Source organism: Prosthecobacter sp. (genome assembly GCF_044222565.1).
GTDB lineage: Bacteria > Verrucomicrobiota > Verrucomicrobiia > Verrucomicrobiales > Verrucomicrobiaceae > Prosthecobacter.
The window spans coordinates 91,586-111,466 of the sequence record NZ_JBGANA010000005.1 but is presented as its reverse complement, the minus strand read 5'-3'; the positions used below and the strand labels follow the sequence as shown (position 1 = coordinate 111,466).

The 19,881-nt window shown below is 62.0% G+C and carries 13 protein-coding genes; 4 read left to right on the top strand and 9 right to left on the bottom strand.

Features of this window, described 5'->3' with window-relative positions:
• Positions 1-12 precede the first annotated feature (12 nt).
• The 4 genes from ACILSR_RS09055 to ACILSR_RS09040 all read right to left on the bottom strand — a co-directional run bounded on the left by ACILSR_RS09055 (position 13) and on the right by ACILSR_RS09040 (position 3,825).
• A complete protein-coding gene (locus ACILSR_RS09055; RefSeq protein ID WP_395749434.1) occupies positions 13-2,172 on the bottom strand; it encodes a TonB-dependent siderophore receptor in 2,160 nt (719 codons plus the stop codon).
• Positions 2,173-2,359: 187 nt separating this feature from the next.
• Positions 2,360-2,749 carry a hypothetical protein gene (locus tag ACILSR_RS09050; protein ID WP_395749433.1) on the bottom strand — a complete coding sequence of 130 codons (390 nt, stop codon included), beginning with the start codon at positions 2,747-2,749 and terminating at the stop codon, positions 2,360-2,362.
• Between the two features lie 73 nt (positions 2,750-2,822).
• Positions 2,823-3,173 (bottom strand): hypothetical protein, encoded by a 351-nt coding sequence (locus ACILSR_RS09045; protein ID WP_395749432.1) that lies wholly within the window; start codon positions 3,171-3,173, stop codon positions 2,823-2,825.
• 238 nt (positions 3,174-3,411) lie between these two features.
• Positions 3,412-3,825: a hypothetical protein gene (locus tag ACILSR_RS09040; protein WP_395749431.1), complete on the bottom strand. Its 414-nt coding sequence runs from the start codon at positions 3,823-3,825 to the stop codon at positions 3,412-3,414.
• Positions 3,826-3,931: 106 nt separating this feature from the next.
• Here ACILSR_RS09040 and ACILSR_RS09035 point away from each other — a divergent pair, with 106 nt between their 5' ends.
• Entirely contained in the window at positions 3,932-4,621 is a 690-nt protein-coding gene (locus ACILSR_RS09035; RefSeq protein ID WP_395749430.1) for a hypothetical protein, read from the top strand.
• A gap of 58 nt (positions 4,622-4,679) precedes the next feature.
• Here ACILSR_RS09035 and ACILSR_RS09030 read toward each other — a convergent pair whose 3' ends face one another.
• Together ACILSR_RS09030 and ACILSR_RS09025 are read right to left on the bottom strand one after the other, a co-directional pair.
• Positions 4,680-7,475 (bottom strand): hypothetical protein, encoded by a 2,796-nt coding sequence (locus ACILSR_RS09030; protein ID WP_395749429.1) that lies wholly within the window; start codon positions 7,473-7,475, stop codon positions 4,680-4,682.
• Between the two features lie 93 nt (positions 7,476-7,568).
• Positions 7,569-8,021 carry an ExbD/TolR family protein gene (locus tag ACILSR_RS09025; RefSeq protein ID WP_395749428.1) on the bottom strand — a complete coding sequence of 151 codons (453 nt, stop codon included), beginning with the start codon at positions 8,019-8,021 and terminating at the stop codon, positions 7,569-7,571.
• Positions 8,022-8,252: 231 nt separating this feature from the next.
• Here ACILSR_RS09025 and ACILSR_RS09020 point away from each other — a divergent pair, with 231 nt between their 5' ends.
• The gene (locus tag ACILSR_RS09020; RefSeq protein ID WP_395749427.1) at positions 8,253-8,891 is read left to right on the top strand and encodes a response regulator; all 639 of its coding nucleotides are present in this window, start codon (positions 8,253-8,255) and stop codon (positions 8,889-8,891) included.
• A gap of 276 nt (positions 8,892-9,167) precedes the next feature.
• On the opposite strand, the gene tnpA is transcribed toward ACILSR_RS09020, so the two are convergent.
• On the bottom strand, positions 9,168-9,620 hold the full coding sequence (gene tnpA, locus ACILSR_RS09015; protein ID WP_395749426.1) for an IS200/IS605 family transposase: 453 nt from the start codon (positions 9,618-9,620) through the stop codon (positions 9,168-9,170).
• A 357-nt stretch (positions 9,621-9,977) separates the two neighbouring features.
• On the bottom strand, positions 9,978-11,336 hold the full coding sequence (locus ACILSR_RS09010) for a sulfatase-like hydrolase/transferase (protein ID WP_395749425.1): 1,359 nt from the start codon (positions 11,334-11,336) through the stop codon (positions 9,978-9,980).
• 81 nt (positions 11,337-11,417) lie between these two features.
• Here ACILSR_RS09010 and waaF point away from each other — a divergent pair, with 81 nt between their 5' ends.
• On the top strand, positions 11,418-13,397 hold the full coding sequence (gene waaF / locus ACILSR_RS09005) for a lipopolysaccharide heptosyltransferase II (RefSeq protein WP_395749424.1): 1,980 nt from the start codon (positions 11,418-11,420) through the stop codon (positions 13,395-13,397).
• Positions 13,398-13,670: 273 nt separating this feature from the next.
• On the opposite strand, the gene ACILSR_RS09000 is transcribed toward waaF, so the two are convergent.
• On the bottom strand, positions 13,671-16,022 hold the full coding sequence (locus tag ACILSR_RS09000) for a heparinase II/III family protein (RefSeq protein WP_395749423.1): 2,352 nt from the start codon (positions 16,020-16,022) through the stop codon (positions 13,671-13,673).
• Between the two features lie 374 nt (positions 16,023-16,396).
• Between ACILSR_RS09000 and ACILSR_RS08995 the strand changes: the two genes are divergently transcribed.
• Positions 16,397-19,876 (top strand): hypothetical protein, encoded by a 3,480-nt coding sequence (locus ACILSR_RS08995; protein WP_395749422.1) that lies wholly within the window; start codon positions 16,397-16,399, stop codon positions 19,874-19,876.
• Positions 19,877-19,881 lie beyond the last annotated feature (5 nt).

Below are 19,881 nucleotides of genomic sequence, written 5' to 3'. Positions count from 1 at the left end.
CAGGCGTTGAGATTAAAAGCGCACCGTGGCCTGGCAGAAGACGTTGAAGGGCGCGTTGGGAGCCACCGATCCGCCCAGGAATGCCTGCGGCTGGTAGTAGCGTGCGTCGAAGAGGTTCTGAATGCCCACAGACACCGTGGCCGGGCCGCGTGTGTAGCCGAGTTGGGCGTCCACCGTGGCGTAGGCCGGAGTGGAGAAGGTGTTGGCGGAGTTCCCCGGACGGGAGGTGCCCATGCTCACACCCATGCCAATGCCAAAGCCGCGGAAGATGCCCTCGCTGTGGTCATAACGCACCGCCACACGCCCCGTGTGCTCCGGGATACGCGGCAGGCGTGCTCCGGTGGGCAGGGTCGTGTCTGAAACAATGCGGGCATCCTGCCATGCATAGTTCATCAGAACGGTGAAACCATTGAGCGGCTTCCAGATCAGGTCTGCTTCGATGCCGTAGGCGCGCTGCACACCGGATTGAACGCTGAGCAGGCCCGTGGAGACGGGCACGTTCGTGCGCTCATTGCGGAACCAGGCCAGTGAGCCCTGCAGCTTCTTGCTGAGCTCAAACTTCAGCCCTGCCTCCATCTGCTCTCCGCTGATGACCTTCTTAGCCCCTGCGATGGGCACGCCCACCGGTGCCTGGAAGCCCTGGCCCCAGCCCGCAAAGGCCGTCATCCAGCTCGTCACATCCACCGAGGCCCCCGCACGGCTGGTGAGGCGGTGCTCGTTCAGGCGGGAGTCGATGCCCGCCGCCGTGTCCACATCGTGCACCTTGAGCTGGCTGTAGCGCAGGGAGCCCATGAGATGGAATTTTTCGGCAAACGTGACCTGATCCTGCACAAATCCGGCGATGGTCTGGTAGTCGTTGTGCTGGTCTGAGAAAGGAAGGCCGCCGCCCGCCCAGGCCGGGTAGGAGGAGGACGGATTGCTCATGTCCATGATGCCGATGAACGGGTTCACCAGCAGCACGCCGTTGTCGGTGGTCTGGTCAAAGTCCATGCCCGTCGTCAGGCTGTGCTTGAGGGCTCCGGTTTCAAACTTGCCGTTCACCCGCGCATTGAAGGCAAAGGAGTGCATGTTTTGCAGCAGCGTGCCGGAGTCCACCGGGTAGAACGAGCCGAATGGCGCGCCAAAGAAGCTGGGGAACACCGAGAACTGGTCAAAGTTCATGTCGATGAAGTTGGCTTCGAGGATCACGTTCCAGTCGCTGTTGAAGCTGTGCTTCAGCTCGGCGTTCAGGCTGCGGGTCTTGGATGAGGTCGCAGGCTGGCCTTCCGCGCGGAAGATGTCGTAGCGGCCAAAGGTGAATCCTCCGGGGGCCACCGTGCCGGCACCGGGCAGGCCGCTGTAGTCTGTCATGGAGCGGTCGGAATAGCGGCCACGCAGCGTCAGGGTGGTGTCATCGCTCAGGGAGATGGCCAGCGTGGGGAAGAAGCTGGTCAGGTGCCCCTTGATGAATGCATTCACGTCACGTGTGTCGCGCACATCTCCAGTGATGCGGAAGAGAATGCGCCCCTTGTCATCCAGGGGCTGGTTCACATCCCAGATGTTGCCGTAGGAGCCCCAGGTGCCCGCGCTCATGCCCACCATGTAGTGGGCTTCCTTTTCAGGCCGCTTGGAGACGAAGTTCAGCAGGCCGCCCAGAGGGCCGCCGGCAGCGCCGCCAAACATCGTGCCGGTGGGGCCTTTCACCACCTCCACGCGCTCGGTGTTGATCAGCGTCTCGGAGGCGGGTCCGGGATAGTAGAGCTGGAAGCTGTCCAGGTACGGCGCGGACTGAAAGCCGCGGATGTAGTACTGGGTGTTGTTCATTTCACGCCAGTCGTTGCCCACCACACCGCTGAAGTTTTTCACCACATCCCCCGGGTGCTGGGTCAGCTGGTTGTCCATCAGCTTGCGGGTGATGACCTGCGCGGACTGCGGCAGCTGTCGCAACGGCACCTCCGAGCGAGTGGTCATGTTGGCATAAGGTGCCAGATAGGGGTCCGCCTGCGCAGTGATGAGGATCTCCGGCAGCACTGTGGGCTCCTGGCGCGCGAGGTCTGCGGGCGTGGAGGCAGGCTTGGGTGTGGTCTTGGATTTGGTCGCAGGCGTCTGAGCCAAAGCGCTGCCAGCAAGAACAGGCAGAAGCAGAGTTGCCAGGCCGCAGGCCAGACGAGAAAAGGAGAAATGAGCTAGCATAATAAAAAGCGAAAATGGAGAAATTGGAAAAAGGGGGCAGAACTCCGCCTGGATGCCTGAAGGCATGACGGGGCCGCCTGGATTCGACAGACTTGCGCGGGCAGCACGCGACAGACGCACCGGCATCAGCATGCTGAACGGTGCATGGACGCACGATGCGTCCGCGGTGCCTCAACCAACGAGATTGCTAGACTTCGCCGCGTCGTGGCGGCGGAAAGGGAGGCTTGGTGCGTCGTACGATGCCGTGTGGAAAATCTGGCAGTGGGGAAAGTGTAGGCGCTGGCGGAGTCAGGACGAGCTCCGCAGGAAAGGTCAGCGCCAGTTCAATCTTCTGTTTGGGGTCCGCCTGCCGCGTCTCCTTTTTCTCAGACTGTTTGCCCTTTTTGATCGCAAGGCAGAGCGGGCAGGGATGCTCGCTGTCGAAGGTCTGGCTCACTCCGGTGAGCAGAGAGCCTCCCTGCACTGTGTAGGTGACGAGCATGCCCGCCCAGGCGGCGGATTGCAGCACGACCCAGTGCAGCCCGATGGAAAACATCAGGGCGGCAACAATGAAGAGGCGTGCGGCGCGGCGGAGCATGCTGGGGGGGCGGCCTTGATCCGAGGAGGCTCCGCAGACAGTCGCGGAGCCTCCTGGAGATCAGGCGAGGAGGTTATTTGCCTTTGAAGCCATCATGGCAGGCTTTGCAGTTCACGGCTTTCTTGAAGTCGCTGACACCGGAAGCGTCCTTGGACTGGACCTTCTTCACAGCGCTGATGAGCGCATCACACTTCTCCGCCCAGACGGCCTTGTCGCCCTTCGGCGGCGTGGCACCCTTCATGTCTTCATAGGCTTTGAGCAGTGTGCTGAGGTCAGCACTGGTGGCTTCGCCTTTGCCGACCTTTTTGCAAAGGGCGTCTTCGGGCTTGTGGTATTTCTTCATGACGTCCTTGATCACATCGTCAGCGGCGGCAGATCCGATGCCAATGGCGGTAAGCAGGAGGGCGAGTGCTGTCTTCTTCATTTGTGGTGTTGGGTGTGTGGTGTTTGTGTTTCAAATCCGTCGCATGATGCGACGAACCGGAAATCTTTCGCCGCCGCCCGGAGACCGGCTGAACGGGAGCGTCTGGTGGAAACACGGCTTGCGCCGTGAAACACTGTTCACCAGAAAGGATGGGTGATCTGTGGGAGATCATGTGATGCAGGGCATCAGCCCCGCACAAAATCAGAGCGCTGGCTTTTTTAAAAGCCGGTCGGTCAGATCAAACCAGCCCGTGTCTGGGCGGTGGTGTCTCCGGCAGTTCGGTGCGTTGCACCAGCCTTTCGTGCAGCGGCACGAATGAAAAAATGTTTCCCGCAGGTGCGGTCAGAGCCGTCATCTCCACCAGCACCGCATTGATCTTCTGCAAAGACTGCCCCGCCTGCTGCTGATTCCCGCGCTTGGAGGAGTTCTGGCCTTCCTTCACCCTTTTGCACAGCGCGCAGCCATGCTGCCCGTCAAAGGTCTTCTGCACCGCCTCCATCACGGACCCTTCCTTGGCAAAGGAGATCAGCATCCCCGTCCACGCCACCCCTTGCAGCAGCGCCCAGTGCATCCCCAGAGTCAGGCAGATCGCCCCCACGACCACCAGCCGCGCGATTCGCGGCAGCAGCGGCACTTCAGTTCGGGACGACATGGCCGCGAGTATGGGAGGCGCAATGCGCGGTGTCAACCCTCTTGCCGGAGCCCGAGATTCATCTTGAACAAAGAGCAGTGAATTTTGTATGCTTTGTTTTTATACCATGAAAAGCCGCCTCCTGCTTCTCTTCGCTTTCGGCATCCAGTGCCTTCTTTTGCATGCTCAAACCGTGCCCGCTGAAATGGAGCGCCTGCAGACCGCCTATGAGGCCGCACGCGAACGTGTCACCCGTCCGCTGGATGAAAAGTACCTCGCAGAACTCCTCAAACTGCAGGACACCTACACCAAGGCCGCCAAGCTCGAGGAAGCCCTGGTCATCGCCAATGAGATCAAAGGCATGAAGGAGCGCCTCGGTCTCGGCGGCAAATCCACGACTTCCTCCAGAACTGTTTCGACCTCCTCCTCCTCTTCCTCCGGCTCGAAGGAAACCATCGTCACCATTCCTGCCAATGATCCCAACGGACGCCGCATCGGCGCCGTGAAAAAAGGAGACACCATCTCCCTCGAATACGTGACCGGAAAATGGAAGAGCAAGGGCGGCATCGCCACGGAGAATCCTGACGATCCCAAAGCCACTTACAAAGACGATGACCGCCTCGTCATCGCAGAGCCTGCGGATGACAAAGGCATGCCCGGCAAGGTCCTCGCCATCGTCGATCCCGAGACCACGCTCAAGCCCTTCACCTACCTCGTCCAAACCTCCCGGCCCGAGGTCGTGCTTCGCATCAACACCAACAGCGAACGCAAAGAGAACCCCGGCGAAGTGACCTACAAGCTCAAGGTCAGCCATTAGACCAGCACTCGAAGAGAGTTGTTTGGATTGGAGGCTGCAGCGGGCCTCCAACCACCCCTCACTTCATATTCTCAAACCACGCCAGCAGATCCAGAATCTGCTCCGCCTTCAGCGAGTTCAGCAAGCCCTGCGGCATCGGCGAAATCTCCGACACTCTGCGTTCTTTGATCATCGCCTTCGCGATCTCCGTCTTCTCCGCTGCCAGCGGATTCGTCTTCAGCACCACGCGCTCATCATCCTCGCTCTCCAGACTGCCGGTGATGGTTTTCCCATCGCTCGTCTTCACCGTCACGTAGCGGAACTTCTCATCGATGAACTTGGACGGATTCAAAATATGGTCCAGCAGATCGCGCCGGTTGAAGCGCGCCGACACCTGCACCAGATCCGGCCCAAACACGCCCGCAGGCAGCGCGGGGTCATTGCTCACTTTATGGCAGAACACACACTGCGCGCGGATGAGCGCATCCTTCGCGCTCTCGCGGTTGCGCGTCTTCGCATCCATCTTCGCCAGCAGCGGCGTCAGATCATCGAGCGTCCAGTTCTTGAACGAATGCCCCGGCAGCGCATGCGCGGACAGCACCGCAGGCTTCGCCGGCGAGATCACCGCCGCCAGCTCCTTCGCCTCCTCTGGCTTCAGCGCCGCCGCCAGCTCGCTGCGCGTATCACTGATCGCTTTGAAAAAGGTCGAAGCCCCGTTCATCTTCTCCGCCTTGTTCAGCGCCTCAAACACGATGCGCCTTTGCTCCAGAGTCCAGCCCTCCTTCAGGTAACGCAGCATGAAAGGGTAATACAGCAGGTCCTCCGAAGTCGTAGCCGCCTTGAGCAGCGGCATCGTTTTCGCGATGACCGTGGGGGATTTGAGATAGACCAGGAGGCGGCAGGCTTCGCGGTTGAGGAAAACGTCATCGCGCGGAAACACTACCCAGGCCATCAGCTTCTGATGATGCGCCTCATCCGGTGCGCCATGGCGTGCGATGGCCACGGCGACGACGCGCAGCGCATCCAGCGTGGGTGCGGGCGCTGCTTTCGTCACCGCATCCAAAATGGCGGGCAGGTCCGCAGGTTGGCCGACACGCGCGAGAGCTAGAAGCGCATGAATGCTCTTCCCCGCCAAGGCACGCTCTCTCCACAGAGCGGGATCAGATTTTTCCAGGTCCAGACGCGCGGCGTTGGTCACAAACCGATCAGGGGATTCGATGCCTTGAAAGGTGAAGGAGAGATCCGCTGTCCAGCCTCCGTCCACGCTTCGTTCGCGTATCGTGTCTGCTTGCAGCTCAGTGCCGGAGGAGTGGCGTAAGAGGCGGTTGGGCATCGGAGAAAGAGAGGGCTTCTTGCCAGCCCAGGACACTCGATAAAGTCCGCTCTGGGTTCCTCGTCCGCCCGTGATGAACCACATGGCACCGTCCGGCCCGATGCAGCCGTCGGTGACATTCAGCGGCCTGCCCGTCACAAAATCTGCCTGCATCGCCGTGTATGCAGCTCCTTCGGATTTGCAAAAAGCCACCTGGATGATGCGCCCATAGCTCCAGTCCAGCAGGTACAACACGCGACGATACGAATCTGGAAAAGCCGCTTCATACCCAAAGAAAATCCCCGTGGGCGAAGACAGCCCAATATCGATCACACTCGGCAGCGTGTCCGCATACCATGCCGGAAAACGCCCCGTGCCACGCCGCCAGCCGTAGTCCGCACCCGGCACGATCTGCAGCACCCGCGTCGGCATATACCAAGGCGTGCCCACATCGCGCTCCATATCGGCGTCAAAGGTAAACAGCTCGCCATAGTAGTTAAACGCAATATCCAGCGGATTCCGCAAGCCGCCCGCGATCAGCGTCACCTTGCTTCCATCCGGCTTCACTTTCAGGATGTGCCCCGCAGGCAGCTCCACGTTGCCGTCAAACATGCTGCTGTCCCACGGGTTCGGAATCAGCTGATCATTCGCATAATTCTTCAGTGGCGAATCAGGATCGAGGTTCTTTGGCAGCAGCACGTTGTTGCCATGCGCCACGTAGATGTCCCCGTCCGGACCGAGCTTGATGTGATTGCGGCCATGGCCCACACCGCCCTCCGTGCGCATCAGCACCTTTCGCTCTTCAAACACACCATCGCCATCCGCATCCGTGAGGCGGTAGAGCGCCTTGGTGTTGTTCGCATTCGCGAACAGCGAACCATGCGCATAGAGCAGCCCACGACACTCCAGCAGCTCATCATCGATCACCTCCACCTTCTGGTCCCCGCTGCCGCTCAGCGTCAGACGTAGCAGGCCCTTCTTCTCCTTCCCCAGTGTGATGCGTCCCTGCGGATCAAACGCCATGGACACCCACGAATCCTCCCCCGGCTGCGCCGAGCGAATCAGCTCCGCTTTGAAGCCCGGCGGCACGGTCAGTGTCGCGGCATCCGTCGCCTGATTCTGCGCTCCCGGTTTCGCCAGTTGCCAGGAGTTGTAGGCATCAAAGGTCTTCTTCAAATCAAACGGGTTCTTCGCCGCGTCCGCATCCGTCGCCCCTGCCACCACCGCATTCTGCCAGCTCGCATCCGTCACGATCCAGCGCACCGCAGCCAGATCGCCATTGAGTTCCAGCAGCGCCGCCGCCTTCGCCTTGCCCGGCACACGCAGGCCCAGCACATGCTCTTTGCCATCGCCCAGCTGCCGCGTCAGGTCCGTGCCACTCGCCGCCTCCGCCGCTTTCACCGTGGCGATGCTGTTGCCATCCAGCATTACCTCCACCGCCGCATCACCGGCCGTCAGCAGCACCGCTTTGAGCAGCTTGCCCTCATGCTTCACCTTCTGCGTAAACGTCGCTCCCCCATCAGCCGCCGCCAGCCATTGCGGCACCGGTGGTCGGTTGGCCATTTGGGCGAAAGCACTTGCGGACAACAGCAGAATCAAAAAGCAGCGTGGCATGGGCACAAAACGCGCCCCGCCGCACCGGCCTGTCGCCATGCATCAAAACGTCGTCTCGCTCCCCACCGTGAAGGTCACGTTTTGGATCCCCGCCTTGTGCAGCGAATTGAGCACATCAATGATGCGCTCGTAGCTCGCCTGCTCCTCCGCCTGCAGCGTCACCAGCACCTTTTGATTCTGCCGTTTGGAGGACTCCTGCGCGCGGATGAGGCTTTCCGTCAGCCGTGGCAACGCCTTGGCCTTGGGCGTGTCAAACTCCTGCTCGTTCATCGTCACCGTGCCATCCTCCGCGATGCCGATGGTGATTTCATCGGGCGGAAAATCGACGGGCGACGTCGTCGTTCCTGGACAAGGCAGCCACGTTCTCAATTCCCGCTCCACCTTCACGCTTCCTGTCATCACCATGAAAAACAGCATGATCACGAAGACCACATCGATCATGGGGGCGATTTGAAAACCAATCGCGGTGGTGTCGGAGTGGATGGTGTTTTTCATGGCGTCTGGCAGCATGACGGGGGTCGTAATCCAATCTTGGGGTGCAAATTGCGGATTTTTGCAGGCTCGCCACCCGCCTCTCCGACCCCAGGATGGACATTTTTTGACCATTATAATCCATTCTCAGATGACCTCAGGGCGTTGAATGGCAATGCAATGCGCACTGCGGTTCAACCTTTCTTAAGAACGTAGGCTTGACATTGATTTGAAAATGAGTCCTCTACTCTCACCGTGAAAAGTAAAATCTATATACTCGACGACCACCCTATCGTTATCGAAGGGCTTAAGAAACTGATCGACCAGCAGGAAGACATGCAGGTGATCGGTAGTGCTGAAGACGCCAACACCGCGCTCCAGCAGATCACCAAGATCAAGCCCGACGTAGTCGTTCTTGACATCACGTTGAAGGATCGCAGCGGCGTGGACCTCATCAAAAAGCTCCGTGCCAGCCATCCGAACATGCAGATTCTGGTGTACTCCATGCACGACGAAAACGTGTATGCAGAGCGCTGCCTGCGTGCCGGTGCCATGGGCTACGTCATGAAGGGAGAGCCCAGCACCCGCGTGCTTCAGGGCCTTCGTCAGGTCGCCGCCGGTTCCTTCTTCTTCAGCGCCGCTCTGCTCGGCAGCATCGTCTCCGGTGGCGGCCCTCGTGGCGGCTCCCGTGGCGAGCCCGCCCGCATGCTCAGCGACCGCCAGCTTGAAATCTTCGAGATGGTGGGCCGTGGTTTCGACTCCCACAGCATCGCCGAAAAGCTGGCCCTCAGCGCCAAGACCGTGGACGCCCACAAGGCCAACATCCGTCAGAAGCTCGGCCTCGCCTCCGCCCGCGAACTCCTCATGGAAGCCGTCCGCTGGGTCGAGAAATAGGATCTGTCTCTTCTCACAACACCAACCTCTTCAACGGGCGGCGCTTCGGCACCGCCCGTTTTCGTTGGTGCTGTCCTTCAGAGAGGCCTCTTCAAAAGAGGGACAAATCGTCGATCCAAGAAATCAAGAGTCCACGGATCGGAGCGCCAAAGGCGCGCTCTATCGCAGCCCAGGGCGAAGCCCTGGGAACAGGCCATTAACCTCCATCCCGCATCTGGTCGAGCCCTGAAAGGGCGGCCTAATTCACTGCGCCTACACGACCTCCAACTGATCCTTTCAATCCCACACATACCTTTCATCGAACCGGATTTTATGCCGGGAGAGAAACTCCCGGTACTCTTCCTGAAATGTCTTCACGCGATGATGCTCCTCCTGATTGCGAATGTAATTCGCCACTTTGGGCACGTTGGATTCGCTCACTGAGAAGGCTCCATATCCCGCCTGCCAGGCGAAGGTTCCTAACTCCGGCCCTTGGGTCTTGATCCATTTGGAGGACGACTTTTTCACATCCTCCACCACCTGCGCGAGCGTGACCGTGCGGCCCATGTTGAAAAGAAGATGAACGTGATCAGCCACCGAGTTGATAAGCACCGCCGACGAGTTCAAATTCGCCAGCACCGTGGCCATGTAAGCGTGAAGATCAGGACGCACCTTCGCCGTGAGAAACGGCACCCGCTCCTTCGTGGAGAAGATCAAGTGTATGTAAAGATTTGCGAGCGATTGCGGCATGGACGGTGCGATAACTGGCAAAGTTAGGCCGCCCTTTCAGGGCTTCACACCTTTAAAAGGGCACACATCGCCAAACCCAGGGCTTCGCCCTGGGCTGCGATAGCCCGCGCCTTCGGCGCTCAAGAGCCAGACACGCCGCACCTTTCCACCGCGCAGTGATACGAACAGCGCCCGATCGAATTCTGATCCTGTTTTCGAATGCACGCCGCATTCGTGTTGGAAATTCCGAACTACCTTAGATGCCCTGCAAAGGGGCAGAGAGGCAGAGGGAGCAGAGAATCAATGCCTTCAAATCTCTGCTCCTTTGCCCCTCTGCGGCCAGCCGAATTTCCTCAACGTCGTCTCCACGCCCAAACCTCAATCCTTCACCACCGCATCCATATCCGCCCGCGCCTTCACCCGCATGCGTTCCTTCATCGTCGCCAGCACGTCCGGCTGCTGGGCCGCCACGTCTTTTGTCTCATTCGGGTCCGCCAGAATATCATACAGCTCGTACTTCGCCTTCTCCCCGCTGCCATGTTCCACCAGCTTCCATGGATCGCACCGCAGCGCGCGTGATTTAAAACCAGGCGCCACCGTGTACAGCATGCGCGGCTGAGGCGGCGCACCCTCCACCAGCTGCGGCCACAGGTTCACACCATCCCATTTCAAATCCTTCGCAGGCTTGAACCCCACCAGCGCGCAGAAGGTCGGCATCCAGTCGATGATCTGCACCGGCGCGTCATGCTTCCCCGGCTTCACCACGCCCGGCCAGTTCAGCACGCACGGCACCCGCGTGCCGCCCTCATACACCGTCCCCTTTTCATTGCGCAGCGGCTTGTTGTTCCCCGTCAGCGGTCCGGACTCATAGCCGTCCGGCGGATAGGACTGCCCGTTGTTCTCCGCCGTGCTCCCGCCGTTGTCACTGGTAAAAACGAGCATCGTGCTGCCGCGCTGCCCGTTCTTCTCCAGCGCCTCCACGATCTGCCCCACCGCTGCGTCCAGGTGCATGATGCACGCTGCATACTGCCGCGCCACCGCCCCCGTCAAACCCGCGGGCACCTTGCTCACCCACTCCTCCGGCTCTTTCACCGGCAGATGCACCGCCGTCATCGGCACGTAGAGGAAAAACGGCGCACTGTCCTTCCGCTTTCCCAGCCACTCGCAGGCCTCCTTGGCGATGAGGTCCGTCACGTGCCCCTTCTCCTCAATGAGCTTCTCATTCCGCTGCCACGTCACCATGAACGGCCCCTTTTTGTAGTGATGGTCCCACGGGCCCACCCCGCCCGCCAGCGAGCCATAGCTGTGATCAAACCCAAAGTGGTTCGGACCCCACTCCGGCTTCGAGCCCAGATGCCACTTGCCCGTCAGGCACGTTTCATAGCCCAGCGTTTTCAGCGCCAGCGGCAGCGTCATCGTATCCCACGGCAGCGCCCGCTCATTCTGCGGCGTCGTCACCCCAAAGCGGCTCCAGCAGCGTCCCGTCATCAGCCCCGTGCGCGTCGGGCTGCAAACCGGTGCCGAATAATGGTGCGTCAGCTCCAGCCCCTCCGCCGCCAGCTTGTCCAGCACCGGCGTCGGCGCGTTCCCGCCGTGAAACGCCACATCCGCCCAGCCCAGGTCATCCGCCATGATGAAGACAATGTTCGGCTTGGCCGGGACCGATGTCGCATGCAGCGGCAGTGAATACGGCAGTAGCAGACAGCAAATCGTGAGCAGAAAAAGAAAGCGTTGCATGGGAGGCCAAACGAAGCCCGCCGCGCCGATCTCGCATGAAGGGTTGCGTGCTCCAAAGCGTTGCGGCATAAGGAAAGGCACATGGGCCGCTCCAAAGACTCCGCCAGTTTCTCCACGCGCACCGTGCAGTGGCTGGTTTACGCCCTGTTCCGGTGCATTGAAGGCGTGCTCTGGCTCCTGCCGCTTATCGTCATCTGGTACATCGGCCGCGTCCTCGGCGCCATCGCCTACGTCCTCGGCGGCAAATACCGCCGCCTCGCCCAGCACAATTTGCGCATCGCCTTCGGTCGCGAAAAATCCCCTGCCGAGCTCCGCCGCATCGCCCGCGAGCATTTTCGCAGCCTCTTTGCCAACATCCTCTGCGGCTTCAAGCTCCCCCTCATGACCGAGGCGCAAATCTGCATGCGCCTGCAGGCCAGCGGAACGGAACGTGCCCAGTCCGCCTACAACGACGAACGGCGTCCTGTCCTGAATCTGGTGCTGCATGCCAGCTGCTGGGAACTCCTCACTCAGGTGCCATCCATGTATGTGCGCGGTCATCAGGCCGCCGCCATATACCAGCCCCTGCGCAATCCCTGGCTCAATGCCCTCGTCCTGCGCCGCCGCGAAAAGCTCGGCTACACCTTGTTCGACCGGCAGAGCGGCTTCAATGGACCCATGAAGTTCATGCGCGACGGCGGTCAGGTCGGCGTCCTCGTCGATCAGCATGCCGGCGACCACGGCCTCTGGTGCCCTTTCTTTGACCGCCTTGCCTCCACCACCACCATTGGTGCCCTCATGGCCATGCGCACCGATGCCGTCGTGCTCCCCATGATGGTGTACAATGACGGCCCCGCCCGCTGGCGGCTGCTCTGCGCCCCAGAAGTCAGGGCAGATCCATCCCAGCCCGGTGCCGAAGGTCTCACCCTCGCCATCAACGCCGCCGTGGAGGGCCTCATCCGCAAGCAGCCCGAAGCCTGGTTCTGGGTGCACAACCGCTGGAAAACTCCCAAGCCCCACTTCCTCCTCTCCAACTACCGCCGTGGCGTCGCCTTCCCCGCAGGCTACGACATGGAGCGCCTGCAGCCCTTTGAGCTGCTCATCCGCAGCCCCAACTGGCTCGGCGATGCCTGCATGGCCTTCCCCATGGTCCGTGCCATCAAACGCGGCCGCCCCGACCTCAAGATCACCATCCTCGGCCCCGACAAGCTCGAAGAACTCTGGCTCTCCATGCCCGAAGTCTCCCGCTACATCGCCAAGCCCGCCAAGGAAGGCCTCTTCGCCGTCGCCAAACGCATCAAGGCCACCGGCGTGAAGTTTGACGCCGCCGTCCTCTGCACCAATTCCACCCGCAGCACCCTCGAAATCTGGCTCGCCGGCATCCCCCGCCGCGTCGGCGTCCGCGGCTCCTTCCGCGCCAAACTGCTCAACCAGATCATCAAGCCCCCGAAGGTCAAAATCGACAAGGAGCACCACGCCCACCGCTACCTCCGCATCGCCAAAGGCATCGGGGCAGACATCGAGCAGCCCGGCCTCTGGGACTCCGGCACGCCCCCCGTCTCCACCTCCGACGGCACCATCCGCGTTGCCGTCTGCGCCGGAGCCGAATACGGCCCCGCCAAACGCTGGCCCCTCGATCGCTTCGCCGCCGTCATCAATCAAATCTCCGCCCAGCACCCCCAGTTCCGCTGGCAATTGGTCGGCGCGCCGAATGAAAAGGAAATGGGCGAAAAACTCTCCGCCATGCTCCCGGCGGCCCCGCACGAAAACCTCGTCGGTAAGACCCGCCTCTCCCAGCTCATCACCACCCTGCGCGGCTGCCAGCTGCTCCTCACCAACGACACCGGCACCATGCACCTGGCCGCCGCGCTGGGCATCCCCACCGTCAGCATCTTCGGCTCCACCTGCCCCATCGAAACCGGCCCCCTCGGCGACCGCCACACCGTCATCCAGCACAAGATCGAATGCAGCCCCTGCTTTGATCGCGAATGCCGCTTCGGCCACTACAACTGCATGCAGCTCGTCACCCCCGAAGAAGTCGCCGCCGCCGTCCTCGCCCACTTCCCGCAAGCCTCGTCATAGCCGCACCGCCACGCGCCATTTGGAGTGCGGTCGCGGAGATGCAAGGCGCAGACTTGCATCGCAGCTACCGCTTTCGTGGGTTCAGGACATTCCTTCGGCCTCATGTCGTCCTCCAGCACGCGCCTGTGTGCTTTCGCCTGCGTGGTGATCCACGCCCTCCCGCCCCAATACCATCTCCCAATACACCATGGTATGCCCTTCTTCCCTACTCACCCACAAAAAAGGCGGGCTGTCTCCAGCCCGCCTCGTTCGCTTCATTATTTGCTCGCTTCGTCACTTCTTCGCGCCCCACGTCGCCACCGGCGTCGCCGTGTGCGTGGCCGCTTCGTCCAGCGCAAAGGTGATGCACAGGCTCTGCGCTCCCTTGCTTCCCGGGATCTCCGCCTTCAGCACGTGCACCTTTTCCTTGATCAGATCACGCGCCTGCTCGCTGGCGGCCTCCGGCGGCTCCTCCACCTTGAAGGTTGCAGAGGCTGGTGAAACAATAGTCGCCACCAGCGTCTTCCCGCTCTGTGTCAGCTTCGCCGTCTGTCCCGAAGGGCTCACCTCCGCCTTCGTGTGCATGCTCCACACGATCGTGCCGGTGTTCTTCATGAACAGGTCATCCTGGATCACAATGTAAGGCTTCGCTCCGCGCACCACCATCACGCCGCGGTGCACATCCTTCGCCGGCTTCGAGTACGCCTTCGTCATGTCCACCACCGCCGCTCCGCGTTCCGGTGTCGAGTTCCCCAGCAGCACCGCCGCCTTCGCATCCTGCTCCTGGTCATTGCCATCGATCACCAGCGTGTTCTGCCCCTTCGTGTTTTCCACGTAAAGCGTGAAGCGCTTCGTGCGGTCCGCGCCCGGCTTCACATCCGAACCAGGCACCCGGTCATTCTCACGCCCGAGTTCGATGCCCCAGCGCTGTCCGCCTGCGTCCATCACAAAGCTGCCGATGTCCAGCTGCGCTGTTGCATCCTCATTTTCGCCGCCCTTCACCGCGATGAAGTAGTCGTCCTTGTCCCATCCGGAGCGCGAGGTCGCCACAAAGCCCCCCGGCTGCGCATAGTCCAGCGTGTCCGCCGTGCCGTCTCCCGCCGCATGCGGATTGTAGTAGATGAAGTTCCCCACCTGCCCGAAGTAGGCGGACCCCACTGCCATCTTGCCTCCCGCAGCCACCGCGCGGATGCCCGGATTGCCCGTCACGCCGCACAGCCACGTGGCCACCCACGGCCGCACCGAGACCGCGCTCTTCGCATCGCCAAAGTTAAACCCCTGTCCGCTCGGTCCCATCAGGTGCATCCGCGCCGTGTTAAACTGCGGGATCCCCTCCAGCAGGCTGAGCCCCAGGTCCTTGCCTGTCGCCGCCTTCAGCGAGCTTGCGACCATCGCCACATAGTCCATCACCTCTTCCCCGGCCTGCAGCCCCTCGGGCCACACCCCTGCCGGCGCAAATCGCACGATCCCTTTGCCAAACACCTTCGCCGCTGCGTCCGCCGCTTTTTTCGCCGTCGCCGGATCATCATCCACCAGGCAGATCGCCGAGAGCAGCAGCGCGGAGGCCGCCGCCATCTGCTTGCTGTCCGGTGGCAGCTTGCCCACATCCGGCTTCGCCTGCTGCCCTTTCACCGGCGCCTTCGGTGGCGTCCCCTTCTTCGAAGCACCTGTCTGCCCGCCGGACACCCCTTTCGCACTCTCAGGGATCTCCTCCCCTTCCAGGTGCGCGATCAGTGCGCCGATCCCCTTCTCCGCAAGGCACGTGCGGATCGTCGCCGCCTGGTCGTTGTTCAGCCCCGCGCGGAACCAGTCATAGCCCAGCGACACCGCCACCACCATGTCCGTCACATTGTCCATCAGGTCCGGGTGCCAGTCACGGAAGGACACCTTGTCCGTGAACGCCAGCAGTTCATCGATCCCCTTGCTCTGCCATTTCAAATCGCCCTCGCAGTAGTGCAGCGCACCCATCAGACCGATGCGGTAGATCGCCTTCGGCCCCTCACCACCCGTGTCACCATTGATGCGCGTCAGCGCCGGATCCTGCACCAGATCTTCTCCGGACGCCTTCAGCGACTCCAGCATTTTCGTCAGCACCGGATCCGCCGCGATCTGCGCTTTCAGCGCCGCCCACTCCGCCGCGTTGTGGATCAGCCTCGGCCTTCCCTTGATGCCGCTCAGGTAATCATTCGTCGCAGGCGCTTTGAATTTCGCCAACGGCACGATCGCCACCGTCGGGCGTGGCGGCGCAGGCTTCTTCACCACCGCCGCCGCTTTGGAGCCGCCCTTCGGCGTCGCCGGTGGAGTGGTCGCAGGTGGCGGAGTTGCCGGAGGTGTTCCCGCCGGAGTCGCAGGCATCGCCACCGCTGGCGGAGTGGCAGGGGCCGCCTGCATCGCCGCATAGCGTGTTTTCGCATACTCAAAATCCGCCGGGCTCAGCTTCGCGATCTCCACGTCAAATTCACGCCCGTCCTTCATCTTGATCTTCACCGTCTTTGCCACCGCATCCACGGACACCAGCGTCGCCTCCACCGTCTTGCCCGCCGTGTTCGTCCACATGCGGTATTCCTCCGCCAGCTGCCCACTCGCATGGGAGGCGGCCATCAAGCACACGGAAGCAACAGCAAGGAAACGCGCGGTAGTTTTCATAACAGAATGTTAGGGGAGAGGATAAACCAGCGGCTGACAGCGCACAGGTCAAGCATAAACGCAGCATCTCCCCCCAGAGTTTGGGACAAATCATGTCCCTCCCAAGAATAACTCTCCTCTCCCCGTGCTGCCGGTGCCCCCGCGATTCTCCACAAAAATCTTCCTCCTCCTCTTCCTCCTTTCCCCCACCGCGCCTGCGTCCCCGTAAGTAGTCAGTTCGGGGTTCGCTTCGCCGCAGCCCATCCGGTTCTTCATCCTTCATAATGCTTCCGTCCTACCCCTAAGAATTTACCGAGTCTTTACACATCTAGACTCGTCACCAGCCCCACTTCCTGATAAAAAATTCTCGAAATCCATTCCATCACCCTCAGCCCATGCGCGCGTTCCTATCCCTCCTCTTCGTTTCGTGCCTCGCCTCCGCCCTCGCGCAGACACCCGCGCCGCCTCCTCCACAGACGCCCCCCGGCCCGCCAGCGCTCATCCCACCCGTCGCCACACCTCCCAAAGTCGCGCCTCCACCCGCCGCCGCTACGGCCCCCGCATCTCCTCCTAGAATTGCCCCCCCTCCCCCCGCTCCCGCGCCCACCACCATCGTCCGCGAGCGCGAGCGCCGCGTCTACGTCCCCTTCGATGAACTCGAAAAAGTCTTCAAAGACGGCGGCAAAGGCGTCTTCCTCCCCTACCGCGAATTCCTCGATCTCTGGAACGAGCTCAGCCTGAAACGCGAAGAAACCGAAAAAGCCCCGCCCGCCGAAGCCGTCCTCGCCAAGGCCGAGTACACCGGCCGCGTCGAAGGAGACAGCGTCATCCTCGAGGCCAAAATCACCGCCGAATCCTTCAAGAAAGGCTGGGTCCTTCTCCCCTTCACCGAAAAGGCTGTTCCCGGCATCGGCGAGGCCTCCACCGGCAAGGCCGTCCTGCGCTCCCGCTCGGATGGCAGCGATCTCATGCTCCCAGAAAAAGGCGTCTACGAGATCACCCTCAAAATCTACGCCCCCATTATCCGCACCTCCGGCAGATCACGCGTCACCCTCAATCTCCCCCGCGCCGCCGTCTCCCGCCTCAGCCTCACCGTCCCCGGAGAAGGCCTCGAGTTTCAGCTCGAGCCCGCCGCCGCCTTCACCACTCAGGTCGCCGGTGGTCAGACCCAGTTCGCCTGTTTCTTCGGCGCCGCCTCGCAGCAGGACATCGCCTGGAAGTCCGCCCAGGCCGTCACGCAGATGAGCCCCCTCGTCCTCGCGGAGAACAAGCTCACCACCCAGATCGGCATCGGCTCCGTCGCCACCACCGCAGACATCGCCCTGCGCATCCTCCGCGCACCCATCAATGAATTGAAAATCGCCATCCCTGCCGATCAGGAAATCCTCGGCGTCACCGGCGCTGGCATCAAAGAATGGAAGATCGAAACCGGCCCCATCGCCGGCAATCCCGCCCAGGCCCGCAAAACCATCGTCATCCTCCCGGAAAAACCTCTGCGCGATGACTACTCCCTCCAGCTTCAGCTCGAAGGCCCTGTTGCCAAGCTCCCCTCCGAGGTCAGCGTTCCAGACATCGAGATCGTCGGTGCCGCTCAGGCCCATGGAGAAGTCGTCCTCGGTGCTGAGTCCCAGCTCGATGTCACCCCCAAGACCCTCACCTCCGCCACCCGCTCCCTTGCTGGCGACAGCCGCTCCCAGGTCGGCACCTTCCGCATCCTCCGCCAGCCTTACAAGCTCACTCTCGACGTTGCCGAGGCCAAGCCCCAGGTCGAAGCCACCAGCCTCACCAAGCTCTCCGTCCGCCGCGAGGCCGCCTCTCTCACCGCAGACTTCAGCTACGTCGTCCGCCGCGTCGGCATCTTTGAGGCCCGCCTCACCCCGCCCGCCGACTGGAACATCACCGATGTCAAAGGCCAGATCGAATCTTGGAATCTCGACGGCACCGATCTCGTCATCAAGCTGCCCAAACAGACCGTCGGCGACTTCAAGTTCACCGTCACCGCCCGCCAGACCCGCCCGCAGGCCACCGCAGACGTCGTCCTCCCCGTCTTCACCCCGCAAAACGTCACCCGTCACGAGGCCCTCGTCGGTGCCACCATCCATTCCAGTTTGGAACCCAATACCAAGGAACTCGGCGGCTTCCAGCAGGAGGACGTCAGCGCCGTGCGGCTTCAGAGCGAGCCCAACGCCACCGAGATCGCCTTCCGCTATCGCGACGCCGCCAAGCCCGCCACCCTCAGCCTCAAAAGCCGCAGCTCTCAGGTCAGCGTCGAAGTCCTCACCCTTGTCGAGGTGAAGGAGCAGTCCACCCGCCACTCCTGGACCCTCGCCTTTGACGTCGCCTACGCCGCCACAGACCGCTTCATCCTCGCCGTCCCCAAGGACGTCGCAGACCAGATCCGCTTCGTCGATCAGCAGGTGAAGGAGATCAACAAAGCCTACCAGCCCCCGCAGCCCATAACCCTGCCAGACGCCGCCAGCTACATCCTCTGGGAGGTCATCCTCCGCAGCGAGCGCCAGGGTTCCTTCTCCCTCACCCTCAATCTCGAACGCCCCATCACCCTTGAAGCCGGCAAGACTGGCAAGTTCGACCTCCTCCATGTGCACGTCCCCGGCGCCTTTCAGGAAACCGGCCAGGTCGCCGTCGTGAAGGCCCCCAGCCTCGAAATCCGCAAGGCAGAACCCGAAACCCTCGAAGAGATCGACGCCCGCGAGCTCCGCGGAGAGCTCCAGCGCACCGGCGTCTTCCTCGCCTACAAATACCGCTCTCTCCCCATCAAGCTCGGCGTCGAACTCGCCAAAAACAGCTTCATCCCCGTCCCGCAGGCCGTCATCACCCACGCCGCCCTCACCACCGCCGTCGCCACAGACAAAGCGCAGACCACCGAGGTCATCTACTGGGTCAAAAACAATGACCTCCAGTTCCTCGTCGTCCGCCTCCCACAGGGCTCCCGCCTCCAGTCAGACGTCTTTGTCGATCGCGAAGCCCAGCAGCCCATGCGCCGTGAAGTCAGCGAGGACATGCTCGTCCGCCTCCCCAGTGGAGATGCCGCCCGCACCGCCTTCCCCGTCCGCTTCGTCTTTGAGTCCCCCAGCCCTGCTCCGGGCGAAAAACTCGGCAACTGGGGCAGCCTCTCCGTCAATGTCCCCCAGGTCGCCGAGGTCGGCATCATGGAGACCCGCCACACCCTCCTCCTGCCGGAGAAAGAGTGGCACTACACTGCCTTCAGCGGCCCCCTCTCCCTCCAGTCCCACGAGACCTCCTGGCAGAAGATGCAGAACTTCCTCAATGACGTCCTCCCCGCCTTCGGTCCCCAGCTCGATGTCCTGAATCAGGCCCAGGACAGCCGTTTCCCCATCGTGCAGGACGACGTCCGCACCCTCTACGGCTCCCAGGTGCAGCAGCAGGGCCACCCCGAGACGCTCCACCGCCTGGGCCCTCCGGCAGAGATCGGCGTCAGCTTCCGTAGCCGCCGCATCACCTACCTCTATCAGGCCCTTGCCTTCCTCATCTCCCTCATCGCCGGCGTCCGCTGCTGGACCTCCCCGCCGGCGAAAAAGCTCCGCTACCTCGCCATCTTCGGCCTCGGTTCCATGCTCCTCACCGGCCTTGTCGGTGCTGCCAATATCCCCGTCCTCCTCGCCGCCATGCTGGCCGCCTTCATCCTCCTCCTCATCTGGATCTTCACCGGCCTCCTCGGCTTCAGCCTCCACACCTGGCACCGCTACGAAACCTGGCGCACCAAACCCCGCGCCACCCCCCCCTCCGTCCCGCCCTCCACCCCACCGACCCCTCCCAGCACCCCTCCGGCTGCTCCACCGACTCCTCCCCCCCCACCCGCCGCTCCCCCCGCCTCCCCAACCCCCGCCGCGTAACCGCG

What these genes read in the sequence shown, in the direction of transcription:
- ACILSR_RS09055 (WP_395749434.1), bottom strand. Translation starts at nt 2,172, where the DNA reads ATGCTAGCTCATTTCTCCTTTTCTCGTCTGGCCTGCGGCCTGGCAACT.
- ACILSR_RS09000 (WP_395749423.1), bottom strand. Translation starts at nt 16,022, where the DNA reads ATGAAAACTACCGCGCGTTTCCTTGCTGTTGCTTCCGTGTGCTTGATG.
- ACILSR_RS09010 (WP_395749425.1), bottom strand. Translation starts at nt 11,336, where the DNA reads ATGCAACGCTTTCTTTTTCTGCTCACGATTTGCTGTCTGCTACTGCCG.
- tnpA (WP_395749426.1), bottom strand. Translation starts at nt 9,620, where the DNA reads ATGCCGCAATCGCTCGCAAATCTTTACATACACTTGATCTTCTCCACG.
- waaF (WP_395749424.1), top strand. Translation starts at nt 11,418, where the DNA reads ATGGGCCGCTCCAAAGACTCCGCCAGTTTCTCCACGCGCACCGTGCAG.
- ACILSR_RS09040 (WP_395749431.1), bottom strand. Translation starts at nt 3,825, where the DNA reads ATGTCGTCCCGAACTGAAGTGCCGCTGCTGCCGCGAATCGCGCGGCTG.
- ACILSR_RS09050 (WP_395749433.1), bottom strand. Translation starts at nt 2,749, where the DNA reads ATGCTCCGCCGCGCCGCACGCCTCTTCATTGTTGCCGCCCTGATGTTT.
- ACILSR_RS09045 (WP_395749432.1), bottom strand. Translation starts at nt 3,173, where the DNA reads ATGAAGAAGACAGCACTCGCCCTCCTGCTTACCGCCATTGGCATCGGA.
- ACILSR_RS09030 (WP_395749429.1), bottom strand. Translation starts at nt 7,475, where the DNA reads ATGGCCAACCGACCACCGGTGCCGCAATGGCTGGCGGCGGCTGATGGG.
- ACILSR_RS09025 (WP_395749428.1), bottom strand. Translation starts at nt 8,021, where the DNA reads ATGAAAAACACCATCCACTCCGACACCACCGCGATTGGTTTTCAAATC.
- ACILSR_RS09035 (WP_395749430.1), top strand. Translation starts at nt 3,932, where the DNA reads ATGAAAAGCCGCCTCCTGCTTCTCTTCGCTTTCGGCATCCAGTGCCTT.
- ACILSR_RS08995 (WP_395749422.1), top strand. Translation starts at nt 16,397, where the DNA reads ATGCGCGCGTTCCTATCCCTCCTCTTCGTTTCGTGCCTCGCCTCCGCC.